This is a genomic window from Acinetobacter sp. TW_SC_4 (genome assembly GCF_054861205.1).
Map to the genome: position 1 here is coordinate 2,412,229 of NZ_CM142174.1, position 17,311 is coordinate 2,429,539.

At 44.5% G+C, this 17,311-nt stretch carries 12 protein-coding genes and 11 tRNA genes; 7 read left to right on the plus strand and 16 right to left on the minus strand.

Annotated elements, in window-relative coordinates:
• Positions 1-10: 10 nt before the first annotated feature.
• From yccS to ACWM1W_RS11805, 4 genes are all read left to right on the plus strand, one after another.
• Entirely contained in the window at positions 11-2,185 is a 2,175-nt protein-coding gene (gene yccS, locus ACWM1W_RS11790) for a YccS family putative transporter (RefSeq protein WP_034170123.1), read from the plus strand.
• Positions 2,186-2,270: 85 nt separating this feature from the next.
• A complete protein-coding gene (locus ACWM1W_RS11795) occupies positions 2,271-2,831 on the plus strand; it encodes a YcxB family protein (RefSeq protein WP_214001985.1) in 561 nt (186 codons plus the stop codon).
• Between the two features lie 183 nt (positions 2,832-3,014).
• Complete coding sequence (locus ACWM1W_RS11800; protein WP_262477660.1) at positions 3,015-5,672, plus strand: sulfite reductase flavoprotein subunit alpha; 2,658 nt, start codon at positions 3,015-3,017, stop codon at positions 5,670-5,672.
• A gap of 97 nt (positions 5,673-5,769) precedes the next feature.
• Entirely contained in the window at positions 5,770-6,564 is a 795-nt protein-coding gene (locus ACWM1W_RS11805; RefSeq protein ID WP_375725668.1) for a YdcF family protein, read from the plus strand.
• A 17-nt stretch (positions 6,565-6,581) separates the two neighbouring features.
• Here the strand turns inward: ACWM1W_RS11805 and ACWM1W_RS11810 are convergent, their stop codons facing one another.
• The 14 genes from ACWM1W_RS11810 to ACWM1W_RS11875 form a co-directional block, all read right to left on the minus strand.
• Positions 6,582-7,043 carry a DUF2750 domain-containing protein gene (locus ACWM1W_RS11810; RefSeq protein ID WP_175968027.1) on the minus strand — a complete coding sequence of 154 codons (462 nt, stop codon included), beginning with the start codon at positions 7,041-7,043 and terminating at the stop codon, positions 6,582-6,584.
• Positions 7,044-7,113: 70 nt separating this feature from the next.
• Positions 7,114-7,189 (minus strand) — tRNA-Val (locus ACWM1W_RS11815).
• A gap of 101 nt (positions 7,190-7,290) precedes the next feature.
• Positions 7,291-7,367 (minus strand) — tRNA-Asp (locus tag ACWM1W_RS11820).
• Between the two features lie 23 nt (positions 7,368-7,390).
• Positions 7,391-7,466, minus strand: a tRNA-Val gene (locus ACWM1W_RS11825).
• Between the two features lie 30 nt (positions 7,467-7,496).
• Positions 7,497-7,573: transfer RNA gene (locus tag ACWM1W_RS11830), tRNA-Asp, on the minus strand.
• 13 nt (positions 7,574-7,586) lie between these two features.
• Positions 7,587-7,662, minus strand: a tRNA-Val gene (locus ACWM1W_RS11835).
• A 20-nt stretch (positions 7,663-7,682) separates the two neighbouring features.
• Positions 7,683-7,759: transfer RNA gene (locus ACWM1W_RS11840), tRNA-Asp, on the minus strand.
• 13 nt (positions 7,760-7,772) lie between these two features.
• Positions 7,773-7,848 (minus strand) — tRNA-Val (locus ACWM1W_RS11845).
• Positions 7,849-7,868: 20 nt separating this feature from the next.
• Positions 7,869-7,945 (minus strand) — tRNA-Asp (locus ACWM1W_RS11850).
• A 49-nt stretch (positions 7,946-7,994) separates the two neighbouring features.
• Positions 7,995-8,071: transfer RNA gene (locus ACWM1W_RS11855), tRNA-Asp, on the minus strand.
• Between the two features lie 49 nt (positions 8,072-8,120).
• A tRNA-Asp gene (locus ACWM1W_RS11860) sits at positions 8,121-8,197 on the minus strand.
• 30 nt (positions 8,198-8,227) lie between these two features.
• Positions 8,228-8,303: transfer RNA gene (locus ACWM1W_RS11865), tRNA-Val, on the minus strand.
• 500 nt (positions 8,304-8,803) lie between these two features.
• Positions 8,804-9,316 (minus strand): cell wall-recycling L,D-carboxypeptidase ElsL, encoded by a 513-nt coding sequence (elsL, locus tag ACWM1W_RS11870; RefSeq protein ID WP_175968028.1) that lies wholly within the window; start codon positions 9,314-9,316, stop codon positions 8,804-8,806.
• Complete coding sequence (locus tag ACWM1W_RS11875; protein WP_175968029.1) at positions 9,316-9,750, minus strand: YbaN family protein; 435 nt, start codon at positions 9,748-9,750, stop codon at positions 9,316-9,318. Before ACWM1W_RS11875 ends, elsL begins: the two co-directional genes overlap by 1 nt.
• Positions 9,751-9,838: 88 nt before the next feature.
• On the opposite strand from ACWM1W_RS11875, the gene ACWM1W_RS11880 reads away from it, so the two are divergent.
• The 3 genes from ACWM1W_RS11880 (at position 9,839) to dapE (ending at position 12,239) form a co-directional block, all read left to right on the plus strand.
• Positions 9,839-10,714 carry a DUF1853 family protein gene (locus ACWM1W_RS11880; RefSeq protein ID WP_175968031.1) on the plus strand — a complete coding sequence of 292 codons (876 nt, stop codon included), beginning with the start codon at positions 9,839-9,841 and terminating at the stop codon, positions 10,712-10,714.
• A gap of 115 nt (positions 10,715-10,829) precedes the next feature.
• Complete coding sequence (locus ACWM1W_RS11885; RefSeq protein WP_004784975.1) at positions 10,830-10,979, plus strand: entericidin A/B family lipoprotein; 150 nt, start codon at positions 10,830-10,832, stop codon at positions 10,977-10,979.
• A gap of 123 nt (positions 10,980-11,102) precedes the next feature.
• The gene (dapE, locus tag ACWM1W_RS11890; RefSeq protein ID WP_034170117.1) at positions 11,103-12,239 is read left to right on the plus strand and encodes a succinyl-diaminopimelate desuccinylase; all 1,137 of its coding nucleotides are present in this window, start codon (positions 11,103-11,105) and stop codon (positions 12,237-12,239) included.
• Between the two features lie 58 nt (positions 12,240-12,297).
• Here the strand turns inward: dapE and ACWM1W_RS11895 are convergent, their stop codons facing one another.
• Entirely contained in the window at positions 12,298-12,756 is a 459-nt protein-coding gene (locus ACWM1W_RS11895; RefSeq protein WP_175968033.1) for a hypothetical protein, read from the minus strand.
• Positions 12,757-17,274 carry a hybrid sensor histidine kinase/response regulator gene (locus tag ACWM1W_RS11900; RefSeq protein ID WP_262477554.1) on the minus strand — a complete coding sequence of 1,506 codons (4,518 nt, stop codon included), beginning with the start codon at positions 17,272-17,274 and terminating at the stop codon, positions 12,757-12,759.
• Positions 17,275-17,311 lie beyond the last annotated feature (37 nt).

Sequence of the window (17,311 nt, forward strand, 5' to 3'; positions counted from 1 at the left end):
AGGATCACCGTTGAAATCTTGGCTCAATCGTCTTAAGCACGCGACTTATAATACGACCCTGATGTATAACCTGCGTATGCTGATCGCTTTTGCAGGCACTGCCTTTGTTCCCTATTTCATGGGACAGCAGTTAATGACTATTCCACTCACCCTTGGGGTGGTGGCCGCAGGTTTAAGTGATATTGATGACCGCTTTTCCGTGCGTATCCTGAATCTGTTCTATACCTATTTAGGCTTCTTCATTACCGCAGTCGCAGTCTATTTGTTATTTCCTTATCCGCTGCTGTTTGCTTCTGCCTTAATTGTCTCTTGTATTGTCCTGATTCTGCTCGGCTCGCTTGGTCGACGTTATGCCACGATTTCCTATGGCTGTCTGGTGATTTCTGTCTATTCCATGCTGGGGGTTGAACTATTTGATGGATGGTATCAGCAGGCAAGCTTGCTGCTGATTGGTGCGGTCTGGTATGGCTTTTTGTCGACATTGAGCTTCCTGCTGTTCCCTGCGCGACGTGCACAGGATAATCTGGCCAAATGCTATGCCTCACTGGGTGATTTCCTCTACGCCAAATCGAATCTGTTCGATGTCGATATGACGGCAAAAAGTTATCAGCAAAGTATGATCGAGCTATCACTGGAAAATGGCAAACTGATTTCAATTTTTAATGAAATGAAGACTGTCCTTTTGACCCGCCTGAAAGGTGACCGGGGTCAGAAAGATACCCGTCGTAGCCTGCAATACTATTTTGTGGCACAAGATATTCACGAGCGTGCCGATTCTGCGCATATTGATTATCAAAAACTGGCCAAGATTTTTGAACATAGTGACATTTTGTTCCGTTTTCAGCGCATCCTGTCGATTCAGGGTAAAGCCTGTAAAGACCTGAGTGAAAGCATTCAGCAACGTAAAACCTATAAACATAATAAACGCTTCAAACATGCCTTTGAAAACCTGAGATTGTCCCTAGAAAAATTGCGTACAGAACAGCAGTATGATCAGGTCTGGATCAATGCCCTATTTGCCTTATTCCAGAACCTGAAATCCATTGATGCGCAGTTACGCAATCTGGAAACCGAACGTAATATCAAATTTGATCGTGCTAAACATATTGAAAACCAGCTCAAGGATGATGACCTGAAAGGCTGGGAAGATATCAAGATTCGAGTCAAACAGCATCTGACACCTGAATCGGTGTTGTTCCGTCATGCCATTCGCCTGTCGATTGTGCTGCTGATCAGCTATATCTTTGTCCAGCTGACCGATATTCAGTATGGTTACTGGATTCTGCTTACAGCACTATTCGTCAGCCAGCCTAATTTTAATGCTACCAAGCGTCGCTTACGTTTACGTATCGTTGGAACATTGGCAGGTATTCTTTTGGGATATGCCATTCTTTACTTCATTCCTTCCGTCGAAGGGCAATTATTGCTGCTGATTTTGAGTGGGATTCTGTTCTTTGAATTACGCAGTAAACAGTATGCACAGGCCACTGCCTTCATTACCATTCTGGCTCTGATTAACTTTAACCTGGACGGTATGGGTTTTACCGCAGCTATCCCCCGTATGATTGATACTCTGATTGGCTGTGCGATTGCCTGGTTTGGCGTAAGCTTTATCTTCCCGGATTGGAAATTTCGTCGCTTGCCACGAAGCATTAGCCGTAGCCTGCAGGCAGAATGTGACTACTTGAGTGAAGTGATTGAACAGTATAAGTCTGGACGAAATAATGGTCTGACCTACCGCGTGGTACGCCGTGCAGCTCATAATACCGATGCTGAAGTGGCTTCACTGATCTCGACTTTGGCCACTGAACCTGACTTTGATCCAGTGCAAAAATCACAGGCTTTTGAGTTTCTGTGCCTGAATCATACTTTTATCAGTTATATTGCCGCGCTGGGTGCGCATCGTGAAAAAATTCAGGATCAAGATGTGCTGGACTTACTAGACCGAGCCCTAGAAAATATTCGTGGTGCCCTGCTCTATGATGAGGTCCCTGACCTAAGCACCCAGAATATGATCCAGAATATCCGTCAGCGTCTGTCACAACAGCAGGAAGAAGACCAGAAACCACTAATCATTTTGCAACAACTGTCTTTAATGTTTAGTATCTTGAAGCAATTGAGTCAGTTAAAGCAGAGTTTGAGTCATGAACGTGATGAACAGGCTACTGAATTGGCTTCATTATAATTTGGCTGATTTTGGAACAATATACTCACTGAATCAGTATAATTAATGCTAAACTTTTTACAGTTTTAAATCTGTTAATTTCATTATGACCGCGAAAAATTTATACGCTTATACCCTACAGCCTGTGAACTATGAAATTTCAGAAGCTGAGCAGCGTCATGCTCAGCTAATGATCTGGCGTAGTACCAATAAAATTGGTATGAAAGCTTGGCTGATCATGGGTGCTATTCTTGCCTTGTCTATTCTGGGAATTATCCTGATCAAGAACTACTCAACAGTTATCTGCTGGGTGGCGATTGTCTGTGTAGTACTGTATTACCTGATCCGTACTTTTGGTCTGGAATGGTATGTTAAACGCAAGATGAATGAATTTCCGGTACAGGAAATTAAAGGTATCCGTCTGGGCGTACAGCCACATGGTATCGTGATGCGCCAGAAAATGGGCATGCAGGAAGGTGTGGGTGCTATTGGCTGGAAAGACATCTATGAATGGTATAACACGCCGGAATTCATGCTGATCAATTTTAAAGTCAAAGGTCAGCAAGGTGCTTATATCCTGCCTAAACGTTTAGACAGTAAAAACTTCTCTTTCGCGACCATTCGCAAGCATCTGCAAGAAGAAGTGGGCGCGCCAAAAGAAATCTAAGACACATCCCGGTTTTGAAAGACCTCCTGTTTCGACATGGAGGTTTTTTATTTCTATCTTTTATCCGACCCATCGACACGAATGATAATGAGAATAAATATTATCATCATAATCTATAATTTGTTCTAATTCTTCAGTTATAATTTGCCTACTTTTACACATACCACCATAAATCTGACCATCATGTTTAAAAAGACATTTTTCCAAATCCACTGGTTTCTGGGGATTACTGCAGGTTTGATTCTCTCGATTATGGGAGTCACGGGTGCTATTTATTCTTATGAGCCGCAAATCTTAAAATGGATGAATAGCGACAGTTATACTGTACAGGTTCAAGAGCAAGACAAGCTTAGCCCTGCCCAACTGTATCAACATTTCCAGACTCAAAACCCTGAAATGAAAATCAACAGTATTACCGTGGCACAGGATCCAAGTGCATCCAGTACGGTCAATATTGTAAAAGAGGGAGCACGTCGTGGTTATAACATGATGGTCAACCCCTACACGGCTGAAGTATTGCCTGAAATTAAAGGTCGTGAATTCTTCCAGTTTGTACAGCAACTACATCGTAATTTGACTGTAGGACCCGTCGGTAAACAGATTACCGGTGCCTGTGCCCTGATGCTGATTTTCTTTGTCTTGTCGGGTCTTTACCTACGCTGGCCAAAACGCCATTCAGTGAAGCAGTGGCTAGCTGTGAAGCCGCAACTGAAAGGTCGTAACTTTATCTGGGATCTGCACGCGGTTGTTGGAACCTGGGTCGTGATTTTTTACCTGATCCTGGCGTGTACCGGACTGTACTGGTCTTATGACTGGTGGCGCAATGGTATGTTCAAGGTGCTGGGTGTAGAACGTCCACAACCTGAAATGCAGCAAGGTCAAGGCGGCCGTGGTGGTGAAGAACAAGGTCGTAGTGCTGGCGAATCACGTGGTGAAGGTCAACGTGGTTCTCGTGGTGAAGGTGCAGGCGAACGCGGTCCACAAAGCGAAGGTCAGCGCGAAAATCGCGGTGAAGGTCGTGAGAAAGGTGTTGATGATACCGTTTTACTTACTGCATTGAACAAGAGCTGGGCAGGTTTCCAGAATGAATTCAATGACAAATATTCAACAGTTACTTTTAATATTCCTAAAAAAGCCGATGGTGAATTAAAACTCAGCTTTACCGATGATGAAGTTCAGCATGAGCGTGCCCGTAATAATGCTACTTATAACTATCAGGATGCAGCTTTTACATCGGTAGAAATGTATGAAGACAAAAAGCTGAATGAAAAGATCATGAGCAGTATGCTACCGGTGCACCGTGGCAGCTTCTTTGGTCCGATTTATCAGTTCTTTGCCATGGTCGCGTCACTGCTCATGCCACTTTTCTTTATAACCGGCTGGATGCTCTATCTGAAACGTCGCAAGCAGAAAAAACTTACTCTGGCTGCACGCCAAGGCACAACTGCCCTGCCTTTGGATCCAAATGCTAAGCCTTGGCTGATTACGTATGCCTCACAAACAGGTGTCTCTGAACAACTGGCATGGCGCACGGCCACTGCCTTACAGGAAGCACGTCAACCTGTCAGCGTTAAAGCAGTACAACAGTTAAGCCTTGCAGACCTGCAACAGGCAGAACAGGTTTTATTTGTAGCCAGTACTTATGGCACAGGTGAAGCGCCTGACCTGGCTTCATCTTTCGAAAAGAAAATTCTGTCTACCAAAGCAGATCTCAGCCATCTCAATTATGCAGTTTTGGCTCTAGGCTCCCAGGAATATCCTGATACCTATTGCAGCTTTGGTCATCGGATCGACCAGTGGTTACAGCAGAATGGTGCCAAGCAGCTCTTCAAGACCATCGAAGTGGATAATGCCAATAATGAGCATATCCAGCAATGGACCAATGCCCTTGCACATGTGACCCAGTTTGAGTTGCAGGATATGGGTATCGATAAAACCTTCGATCAATGGACTTTGAGCAAACGTGAATTGCTGAATCCAGATAGTCTGGGTGCGCCTGCGTTCAATATTGAACTGGTTCCACAGCATGAAGCTGTCTGGCAAGCAGGTGATATTGCCGAAATCCAACCAGGAAACAGCCCTGAACGTATCCGTGCATTTATGGAGAAATACCGTATTGCCGCGGGTACACAGGTACCTTCTCTGAAGCAAAGTATCGAACAGGCACTTTGGGATCGTGACCTGACTCAGGTTGATCCTTTTGATTCAGTAGATGAGCTATTACAGCAATTGCCGGCTCTGGCTACACGTGAATATTCAATCGCCAGTATTCCAAGTCAGCAAGTGTTACGTCTGGTCGTACGTCAGCAATCTGATGCGCAAGGTCAGTTAGGTTTAGGCTCAGGCTGGTTAACACAGCATACTGCCCTAAATTCACCGATTGCCCTGCGTATTCGCAAGAATGAATCTTTCCATCTGATTGCTGATAACCGCCCGATTATTTGTATTGGTAATGGTACGGGGATCGCAGGTTTGATGAGCTTGCTGAGTGTGCGTAACCGTCAGGACTATACTCAGAACTGGCTCATTTTTGGTGAACGTCAGCGTGCCCATGATTTCTTCTTTGAAGAAACCATTCAGGCCTGGCTGCAAATGGGTACATTAAAACGACTGGATCTTGCTTTCTCTCGTGACCAGCAGGAAAAAGTTTATGTGCATCATAAATTGCGTGAGCAAGCTGAAGAATTGAAACTCTGGGTCGCTCAAGGTGCCGTGATTTATGTATGTGGTAGCATTAATGGCATGGCCAGCGATGTCGATCAGGCTCTGATTGAAATTCTCGGTGAAAGCACAGTAGATCAATTACGTCTGGATGGTCGTTATCGTCGTGATGTATATTAAAACTAGCTGATCTACAAAAGACCGGGCTTCATGCCCGGTTGTTTATTAATAAGATAGAAGAAAAGATAAAAAGATAAATAAAAATATGAGTATTCGAATATCCAGCCCACTTAAACGAAATCTCAGCCTGATCTTTGGTTTGATCCTTGGCATAAACAGCCTCTGGTTAATGAGTCAGGGACAAAGACATTTCGGTGTTCTTTTGCCAATTTTCATTAGCATAGCATTGGTTCTGTATGTTTTACTCTTTTCAAACATTCAACGCTGGAAACAGCATTCCAGATTTAGAACCTGGTTCTGGAACAGCCTCTGGGCCGGATTTTTGCTCTGGATGATCAGTGTCGTGGTTTTCTTCGCTTATATCCAGATGTCTATTCATACAAACGAATCTACACAGTCTCCTGCCGCTATTCTGGTTTTAGGCAGCGGGATTTCGAATGGACAGCCGTCACCCATCTTAAAAAGCCGTCTGGATACTGCAGCAAAATATGCAGCATACTATCCAGATACTTTAATAATTATGACAGGTGGGCGTAATTATCGGGAAAGGCAAAGTGAAGCTGAAGTCATGCAGCACTATATCAACACTACCTATCCAGAACTCATCAACTTTATTCAACTTGAAGATCGAAGCAGAAGTACTGCTCAAAACATGATGTATTCTCAAGTGATATTGGAACAATACAATATAAGTCAAAATGATCCGATTGCGATTGCAACCAGTGATTTTCATAGCCCCCGTGCTCGTGCCATTGCCAGACACCAAGGTTATCAGCAAGTGATTAGTTTGAGTGCCAACACTCCTCTTTATCTGCGCTATAGCTCCTGGTTAAGAGAATATTTTGCCTTTTTGAGTGGTTGGCTTCTCAATGAATATTCACTATTTAAATAAGTGACTTAAACACTAAGTTAATTTAAACGGATATGCCTTGGTGAAGGGATCGCTGGATTTTTGAATAGTTCAGGTTTCTGTACATAGACCTGATATAGGTAATTTTTAAGATCCAGCAAAAGCTTTTCAGGCGCAACCAGAATATTTTGCCCTTCTGGTGTTAGATCCAGTGACACGATAGTACTTTCCTGACGTAAGAAAGGAATGACCTTTTCAACAAAATCTTTGAGGGTAATTTCCTGAACCTGGTAATTGGCCCAGTTATCTTTAATGAGTAGTCTGGCCAGACCTTTGCTTTGCCAGGTCGCGAAAGCACGCTGTCCTGTCGGCGTGGCACACAAAGCCCAACCCTCTTGGTAAAGTGCAAAAATGCCACCTTGGGTAACAATAGCTTCAATAAAATTTTTATAAACTTGTAGCGGATCGTAGGCGGTATTTTGCGATTTGATCGCTGCCTTGCGCTGATATGGATTTCTCATATTCTGAAATCTTCAAATTATTATAGACTTCGAATTCTATGAAATATTCAGGATTTAGGCAAGAAAGATATGGTGGGCGCTGACGGGATCGAACCGCCGACATTCTGCTTGTAAGGCAGACGCTCTACCAACTGAGCTAAGCGCCCTGAAGAGTAAAAAATAACATCGTTATTTTTTATGATGCAAGACAAGCGAAGCGCGTAGTCTTGAATTTTGATTCACATTTTCCACATCAGGGAATGAAAAATGGCGCAGCGGACGGGACTCGAACCCGCGACCCCCGGCGTGACAGGCCGGTATTCTAACCAACTGAACTACCGCTGCATCGCGTATATCTTTAGAAGATATGGTGGGCGCTGACGGGATCGAACCGCCGACATTCTGCTTGTAAGGCAGACGCTCTACCAACTGAGCTAAGCGCCCTTAAAGGGTCAAACTGTTTGATTCTTAGGATGGCGCAGCGGACGGGACTCGAACCCGCGACCCCCGGCGTGACAGGCCGGTATTCTAACCAACTGAACTACCGCTGCATCACAAAAAATCTGGTGGGCGCTGACGGGATCGAACCGCCGACATTCTGCTTGTAAGGCAGACGCTCTACCAACTGAGCTAAGCGCCCTCAAAAGTCTATCATGTAAATGGCGCAGCGGACGGGACTCGAACCCGCGACCCCCGGCGTGACAGGCCGGTATTCTAACCAACTGAACTACCGCTGCATCACAAAAAATCTGGTGGGCGCTGACGGGATCGAACCGCCGACATTCTGCTTGTAAGGCAGACGCTCTACCAACTGAGCTAAGCGCCCTCAAAAGTCTATCATGTAAATGGCGCAGCGGACGGGACTCGAACCCGCGACCCCCGGCGTGACAGGCCGGTATTCTAACCAACTGAACTACCGCTGCACTTACACAATGTCACTATTGTGGCAAACGATTCATCAAGAACTTAAAGTGGCGCAGCGGACGGGACTCGAACCCGCGACCCCCGGCGTGACAGGCCGGTATTCTAACCAACTGAACTACCGCTGCACTTACACAATGTCACTATTGTGGCAAACGATTCATCAAGAACTTAAAGTGGCGCAGCGGACGGGACTCGAACCCGCGACCCCCGGCGTGACAGGCCGGTATTCTAACCAACTGAACTACCGCTGCACTATAAGTGTCTCAACTTTGAAAGAAGCTTGGTGGGCGCTGACGGGATCGAACCGCCGACATTCTGCTTGTAAGGCAGACGCTCTACCAACTGAGCTAAGCGCCCTTTCAAATCGACTTCATCGCTTGATGAGGTGCATTATAGAGAATCTTCACAGACTGTCAAACGCTTTTCTGACTGTTTTCTGCTTTTTCGGTGTGAGTGATTAAAAAATAGGTTGATTGTTAAAAAAAACAACACTTTTTGTTTATCTTTTAAGTCTATACCGATTTTTTAAGAATACTCTCTAAAACTAAAAGCCGGATTTTTACGGTTTTACTCATGAAAATTGAGACCTGAACATGCAACAGACTTCAGTATTGCTGAAAGATTATACAAAGCCCAGCTAACCGCAACGTTGTGATCCTGTAATCTTTATTTTAAGAGCTTGCAGCCCTGTAAAAACAAATCGATGACTTTTATTGGCGGGCTATAAATCATGTTTCTAAGTCTATTTGTCTGTAAAAGTAGAGTGAGTAGAAGATCTATGCCCTCTTTACTTTTACATCTATAAATAAAAGATATTTCAATTAATTTTAAATCAACCGTAAATCTTCTTAGGTCATTTAAACAGTCAGATTCAGAGGCTGTTCTGAAATATAGACCAGCGCATCTTCGCTCACCAGTTCAAACAGCTCGGCCACATCCGTATTCCGCATGCGGATACAGCCATGGGACATTGGAATACCCATCGGCTCAGAATCAGGCGTACCATGTATATAGATATAACGTTGGTAAGTATCACAACCTTCGCCCTGGTTGAAGCCTTCTTCAAGCCCACTTAGCCATAAGATCCGGCTAAGAATCCAGTCTCGCTGCGGGAACTGCTGTGCCAGTTCTGCATTATAAATTTCACCAGTTGCTTGACGGGCAATAAACACACTGTTTAATGGTGCCTGCTGGCCAAACTTTTCAGCGACTTTATGCCAGCCACGAGGCGTCTTGCCACTATTTTCTGTTTCACCAATGCCATTCTTACCCGTAGAAATCAGGTACTGCTTATTATATTTTGGCAAATATAGTTTTTGTTGGGCGAGATCAATCAGGATTTCTGCCTGATACAGCTGCAAATGGCTCATTACTTCTCTTTCTCTGTCTTGATGATTTCTAGTTCTACTTTCTTTGTGGCCATGTGTTCTGGATGGATTATGTCCTGAACCGGTTCAGGCCGACGCCATAACCAGATCGCCACAATCAGCATGGTCACATCAGTAAAGATTTTGACTGCCAACGGTGCTGTCGTAAACAACATGATAATACCACTGATGAACATCATGATACTGGCCAGCCATTTGGCCTTGCGTGGCACAGTACCATTGGTACGCCAAGCTCTTAAAGTCGGACCATATTTTGGATGATTTAGCAGCCATGCATCCATCTGTGGCCAGCCTTTGGATGCCGCCCAAGCCGCCAGAATTAAAAATACTGTTGTTGGCATGCCGGGCAAGATTGCGCCGATAAAACCCAGTACGACAAATAGTACGACCAGGCTTCGCCAAAACAATATTTTCATAAATCGATCCTACCCACAAAATTAGGGGTAGTATAAAGTGTTTTTAAAATCTGTCCGTTGTATTTGTGCACTTTTCACAGGATGTGCTATGCCCTTTTCCAGTCTAAATCACAATCTTGTAGAAGCATGGCAATATTATCAGCATCCTTTGGTGCGGCAACTGGCCTTTGCTGTTGGCAGTCCAAACCTTCTGTCTCAAATTCCAGCCGAACTTAAAGTCGTCCATGCTTTCGAATTACATGATTCTGAGACTTGGCAACATCACCTGCAAAATTATCATCCACGTCTGAAATATTTAGACCAGCATCCAGAAGAGCTGGAGCAATTCGTGCAGCAGCTTAAAAGCACCCGGTTGGGTCTACGTTTTGAAATGCTGGTCTGGTTCTGGCTGCTAGATGATGCTTATCACCCTTATAAACTTTTAGGCCATAGCATTCAGAAAATTGACGGTGCTAAAACGCTAGGTGAACTGGATTTTCTGTTACTCAATACAAAGACAGGCCAGACTGAACACTGGGAAGTGGCGCTGAAATACTACCTCGCAGAAGCCGATTTTAGCCTGCCAAACTGGTATGGCCTAAACCGTACCGATACTTTAATCCGTAAAATGAAGCATTTTACCCAGAAACAGTTTCAGTTTGATGAGGCTCTGGATCAGCAGATTGAGCAGCGTTTCTGCATGTTAAAAGGCCAGCTTTATCTTCCAGTGCATCGTGCAGATCAGACATTGCCTGGCTGGGTCAATACCCAACGTCGCATAGGCTTATGGGGCCAGCAGATTCCCGACCCAGCGGCTAATTTCTATCGTTTGCAGCGCCATGAGTGGATTTATCCTAATGCTCAGATCAGCAGTTCAAGTCCCTATTGGTGGACAAATGGACTTTATAAAAAGGCTGATCAAGAGGATTTTTATATGTATCGCAGCCCGCTTTTACTCCCCTTTCCTGCGCATAAACCCTTTTAAAACATTACATTTATTAACCGAAGCACTATGAAAACCACATATTTTTTATGTCGTATATTTTCTAATCTTAGTTCCACATCATAATAATTTTATTATCGATAATACGGAGATGATGATGAAAAAAATTCTTGCTGCTTCATTGGTAATGGCTTTTGTTTTAACTGGCTGTAACACTGTCAAAGGTGTGGGTAAAGACGTTTCTAAAGCAGGCGAAGCTGTAACAGGCACTGCAGAAAAAACTTCTGAAGAAATCCGTCAAAACTAAACTCTTTCTAGCTTCTCCACAAACCCTATCTCAGATAGGGTTTTTTTATGTGGAACATTCACATTACAGGCCATATTCGCCTATCATAGAGCCGACAAATTTATCGACTTATGAATTCACCATATGACATCTTCCGCGACTCTTGATTTAAGCCTGCAATTATTACGTCAGCCTTCTGTGACCCCTATTGATCATGACTGCCAGAACATCATGGCAGAACGTTTGAAAAAGGTGGGTTTCGATATTGAATCAATGCGTTTTGAAGATGTTGATAATATTTGGGCGCGTAAAGGTACTGAAAGCCCTGTTTTCTGTTTTGCTGGCCATACCGATGTTGTGCCAACCGGCAACCTGGATGCCTGGAACTCTGATCCTTTTGCGCCAGAAATTCGTGATGGTAAGCTTTATGGCCGTGGTAGCGCCGACATGAAAACGGCTTTGGCTGCGATGGTCGTAGCTACTGAACGTTTTGTCGAAAAATATCCGAATCATAAAGGTTCGATTGCCTATTTGATCACTTCAGATGAAGAAGGTCCATCGATCAATGGTACGGTAAAAGTGATTGAAACCCTAGAAGCGCGTAATGAGAAAATTACCTGGTGTCTGGTAGGTGAACCTTCGAGCACCAATAAACTGGGTGATATTGTTAAAAATGGCCGTCGTGGTTCATTGAATGCCAATCTAACTGTGAAAGGCAAACAGGGGCATGTGGCTTATCCGCATCTTGCTGTGAATCCAATCCATAAAGCGTCTAAAGCCATTGCCGAACTGTGCGAAACAGTCTGGGATAATGGCAATGAATACTTCCCTGCGACGTCTTTCCAGATTTCAAATATCAATGCCGGTACCGGTGCAACCAACGTTGTTCCAGGCATCATGAATCTACTCTGCAACTGGCGTTATTCAACTGAAGTGACTGCTGAAGAACTAAAAGCACGTATGCTTGAAATTCTGGATCGTCATGGTGTGGATTATGAGATTTCATGGACTTTATCTGGCCTGCCATTCCTGACACCGGTCGGTGAGCTGGTGAATGCCGCTAAAGATGCCATTTTAACGGTGACTGGTACTGAAACTGAATTATCAACTTCAGGCGGCACCTCAGATGGTCGTTTTATTGCGCCTACCGGTGCACAGGTGCTGGAACTCGGTGTACTGAATGCCACGATCCATCAGATTAATGAGCATGTCGATATTGCAGATCTTGAACCACTGGCTGAAATTTATGAGCAGATTCTGGTGAACCTGTTAGCCAATTAATCACCAGATGTAAAAAAAGGAACTCTTATGAGTTCCTTTTTTTATACATTCAAAAGAATTATAGACCAATTGAAGACTGGATATGGCTCATTTGCGGGATGTGAAATAACTGATCCCCCATACGTACATACTGGAATACTGCTGGGTCAGTCACTTGCTGATCGGCATCAACCACCTCAGAAATACGCAGACGAATGGTTTTCGGCATTTCATTGCACATCAGGGCAAAACGCTGATGCACCTCATCTCCTTCAATCACCAGCGCCACACCACTTTTACGTGTTGGATCATTAACTGCATAAACCGGTAATTGCGCATCATGCCATTCAACCACTTTAACCTGGGTATCACTATCCAGTGCAGACAGGACAATATTTTGTGGTAACAGCATTGGATCTTTGCCGTGACAGTCAATGATATAAGCATCAATAAATCCGGTAGATACCGTAATTAAATGCTGAAGTTCCTGCTGGCTAATCTGATCAGCCATTTTGGCATTAGTCGTATTCTGACTCATTTATAACCCCTGTTTTTCAGCAATTAACTGTTGAATATTCGCCAGTAATTCAGCTTCCTGGAACGGTTTACCCATGTAGTGGGTTACGCCCAGACTGAAAGCACGTTCACGGTGTTTTTCACCCGTACGTGAAGTAATCATGATAATTGGCAAGTCGCGGTGAATATCGTGGTGACGGACCAGGTTCGTGACCTCGAAACCATCCATACGTGGCATTTCAATATCCAGCAACATCAGATCCGGACGGACATTTTCAAGCTGTTCAATCGCATCCACACCATCTTTGGCGGTGACAATATCATAGCCCTGACGCTCAAGCAGACGCGAGGTCACCTTACGAACAGTCACCGAGTCATCCACGATCATTACCAGACGGCGAGCATTGCCAGAACGTGAACCATCACGTTGATCCTGCATGTGTTTGACACGCTGCGTACCATGGATCTGACGGGCAATATTCTGACCATCTAGAATCAGACAGACCTGACCATCACCAAGAATCGTCGCACCGGTCACTACACCAATATTGGCGAACTGGTGGCCAATTGGTTTCACCACGATCTGTGCACGTGAACCGACAAGTTGATCGACTAACAAGGCAATGGTTTGACCACTGTTGCCTTTAATCAGTAATACTGGCAGTGAATGCGCCACATTATTCAGACGTGGAATTGGCTGATTCGATACGAACTCAGACAGGTAACGCAATTTGTAATTAACGCCATCAATCTTGAAGAAATCGTCTTTACTGTTGAAATAAGTTTCCAGAGTAGATGGTGCAATACGTACAATACGGTCGATTTGTGCCAGAGAAACGGCATATTGTTGATCGCCCACTTTTACCATCAAGGCATCGCTAACTGCTACAGTCGTCGGTACGCGAATGGTGAAGGTTGTACCTTTGCCTACTTCAGAGCTGACAGATACGTGACCGCCCAGCGACTTGATCTCGCTTTGTACTACATCCAGTCCGACGCCACGACCTGAAATCTGGGTTACAGATTTAGCAGTACTGAAGCCTGGATGGAAAATGAATTGCAGTAGCTCTTCCGAATCCAGCGTCTGATCTTCTTTGATCAGGCCTTGGCTCAGTGCTTTCTCACGAATCTTCTCAGCATCGATACCTTTACCATCATCACTAAATGAGACGATGACATCTGTACCCTGACGGCTGATATTTAACAGGATTGAACCGACTTCTGGTTTGTTCAAGGCAATACGATCTGCTGTATCTTCCAAACCATGGTCAATCGCATTACGCAGCATATGCTCGAATGGCGTTACCAGACGCTCCAGAATATTACGGTCTAATTCACCTTCACTATTTTGAACAATCAGTTCAGCTGGACGGTTTAAGGTCGAAGAAGTCTGACGTACGATACGTTGTAAACGTGGCAACATCCGATCAAACGGTACCAGACGGGTACGCATCAGGCTTTCCTGAATCTCGGCCTGAATCCGTGATTGTTGTAATAACAAACCTTCAGTTTCACGAATCTTGTCAGATAGAGTGCTCTTGAAGTCAACCAAGTCCGAAGCAGATTCCGCAAGCGACTTGGACAACTGGTTCAGTGACGAATATTGGTCCATTTCCAGCGGGTCAAAGTCTGCATAGCGCGAGTTGTCTGAACCGTGTTTGGCAATAATCTGTGATTCCAGCTCACCTTCCATTCGGCGCAACTGATCCGCCAGACGCTTGATTGCCAGTTCCATCTCGTTCAGGGTATTGCCAAGTTGGCCTAAGTCCATCTCGATACGCGAACGGTTAATCGCATTCTCACCTGACAGGTCAATCATCTTCTCAACCAGATCAGCAGAGATACGGATCATCTCGTGGCTGGTATCGGTATTACCGGTATCGACCCACTCACCCATCATACGTGGTGGCTCAGTACCATCACCTTCGACAAACTCGAAGCTATTTTCAGTGACCAGCGTTTCTGTTTTAGCCAGACGTTCCGGCAGCTGCGCAGTAACATCCACATAAGCAATCTTTTTCAGACTGCTTTGGATCTGTTCAAAATTGCTATAGTCACGCTGGAAGATAGCTTGTCTTAACCAGGCCAGTGTTTTTTGCAGCAAGCCATCATAAGCATTCGAGTTAAAGTGATATACCGCAAACTGTTCGAATGTGGTTTCCAGTTCATACGCAATGCTGGCCACCTGTTCGTTTTCAATCATGCGCGCACCACCCTTGATACTGTGGGCAGCACGTTGTAATTGAAGCAATAAGCTACGGTCACTACGTTGATCAAACCATTGGTTCAGCAGTTTTTCGGTATTGTCGAGAATCTCTTCTGATTCTTCCAGGAAGGTTTCTTCAACAATCGACTTCAGTTCATCTTCTTCAGAACGTTCTTCTGCTACAACCTCAACGGGCTCAGTCAAAGTTTCTGTTTCAGTAAGCTCAACTTGTTTATCTTCTAAGTTTAGAGTTGGTTCTAGATCTGAACTTGTGTTTTTTGATGCAATCTCTTCCGGTGCTTCATCTGCTGTCTCTTCAGATTCAGTAGTAGCTCCTGCATATTCAAACTCGACAACAGGAATTGATGCTTCTACCGGAGCCGCAACAGCTTGACCAGCCACCAATGCCTGAATATTTTGCAGAATCGAAATTGCTTCAACCGCTGGATAATCGATACCTTCATCACGGATCGACTGGATACGGTCAGAAACGTTATCTTGCACCAGACGAATGATTTGAATCAGAGCAGGCGTTACTGCAATCTGCTGACGGATGATTCGCTCATAAATACTTTCCAGTTCGTGCGAAATCGAACCGATATGAGAAGCGGTAATCATGTTTGCACCGCCCTTCAAGGTGTGCAAATGACGCATCAGATTGTTAAGTGAAGTCGTATCATCCTGCTTTTTACTCCAGGTATTCAGATCTTCATCAATACCTACCAGTAATTCATCCGCTTCTTCCAGGAAGATATTCAGTAGATCCTCATCGAAATCACGCTGAGTTTCTGCGCTGTCGATGTACTGGCGGTCAGAGGCAATACGCTGACTTAAAGCAGCAAAGTCAATGCTGGCTGTGGTTGCAGCTTCAGGAATAGAAATTTCTTCTGATACTTGCTCAGCAGGGACATTGTCTTCGGCAAAGATTTCCAGATCCTGCTGTACGAATGCAGCAAGTTCACTCAAGGTTTTTTGCGTATCATCATTTAAAATGACACGCTGGCCTGCTGCCAGGGTATCGAATAAATGAATGAATTCCTGATGTGCCTGGGCAAACAGCTCATAGGCATAATCGCTGTTCAGCAGTACCGGTTTTTCTAGTAAGGCATCATAGGCAGATTTTAAATCTGTCGTAAACTCATGAATACCCAGTGCGGCACGGTTATCTGTATGTGCAAGCAGCTCGGCAGCCTGCTCGCTTAAAGCCTGAATATATTCTGGATAATCGACTTTAGCGCGTTTATCGAATTCAAACTCGGCATCCAGTAACAGGTCAATCTCCAGTTCAACCAGCTTGGTTACCAGACCTTGGGTTTCAACTGTTTCCGCTTCAGTGGCTGCGAAGCCATAATCATTCCAGACACGCTCAAAATTCGCATACACTGCTGCCAGTTTGCTGCTATCACCCTGACGTAACAAATGCAGATAGTCGCTGACAAATTCAGCATACTGAATTAATACAGCAGTTTCTTTTGAAGTGGATGCAATTTCATCCTGAAGCAGTGTTTTAAACAGATGTTCTACTTTAGAGCTAGCCTCGAAGATTTCTTCGATCTGTGCCATGGACGAACTGCCGCGCAAAGTATGAATAGCACGAATCAATGCATTATAATCCTGCACTTTTTCATTTTCGCTATGCAGGAACTTGGCAATCGTTTCGAGATGCTCTTCGGCTTCCTCGATAAAGATTGCTACGGTTTCTTCTACATCACTGCGTGCAGCATCTTCAGTTTCGGCTTTTTCAAGCTCAAATTCTGTTGTGCTTATTTCTATTGCTGCAATTATATCTTGATCTTCAGCCGAATCACCTAGCTCAAGACCTGTGATCTGGCCTTCGGCAGTCAGACTGTCTGCCAGTTGCAAGAGTTCTTCTAAAGCCGGCTCAGGTGTCATTTGTTGTTGTAATTGCTGACCTAAAAGCACGACTGGACGCAGGTCAACATCGAGTTCCTGCACCTGTTTGAATTTTGGATATAAAGTAAACTGGTAAATATTCAGTACAGCTTTGGCATACTGTTGAATCGTAGGCGTTAACTGGATTGAACCTGAAAGTACCCGATTTAAGGTATCTTCCACTGCCCAAGCAATTTCACCCGCAGATTTAGCCCCCACCATACGGCCTGAACCTTTCAGGGTATGAAAATGGCGGCGAATGGTTTTCAGGTTTTCCTGATGAGCCGGATCACTCAACCATTCTGGAAATAAAGCATTTAACTCAACGAAAATCTCTTCGATTTCCTCGACAAAAATTTCAAGAATTTCTGCATCTTGATCAAGATAACTGTCTTCAGGAAGCGTTGTCGTTTCAACTAAATTTTTTAATATTTCTTTCATAGCTAATGCTTCTTACGTTGTGCCGCCAAGAAGGGCG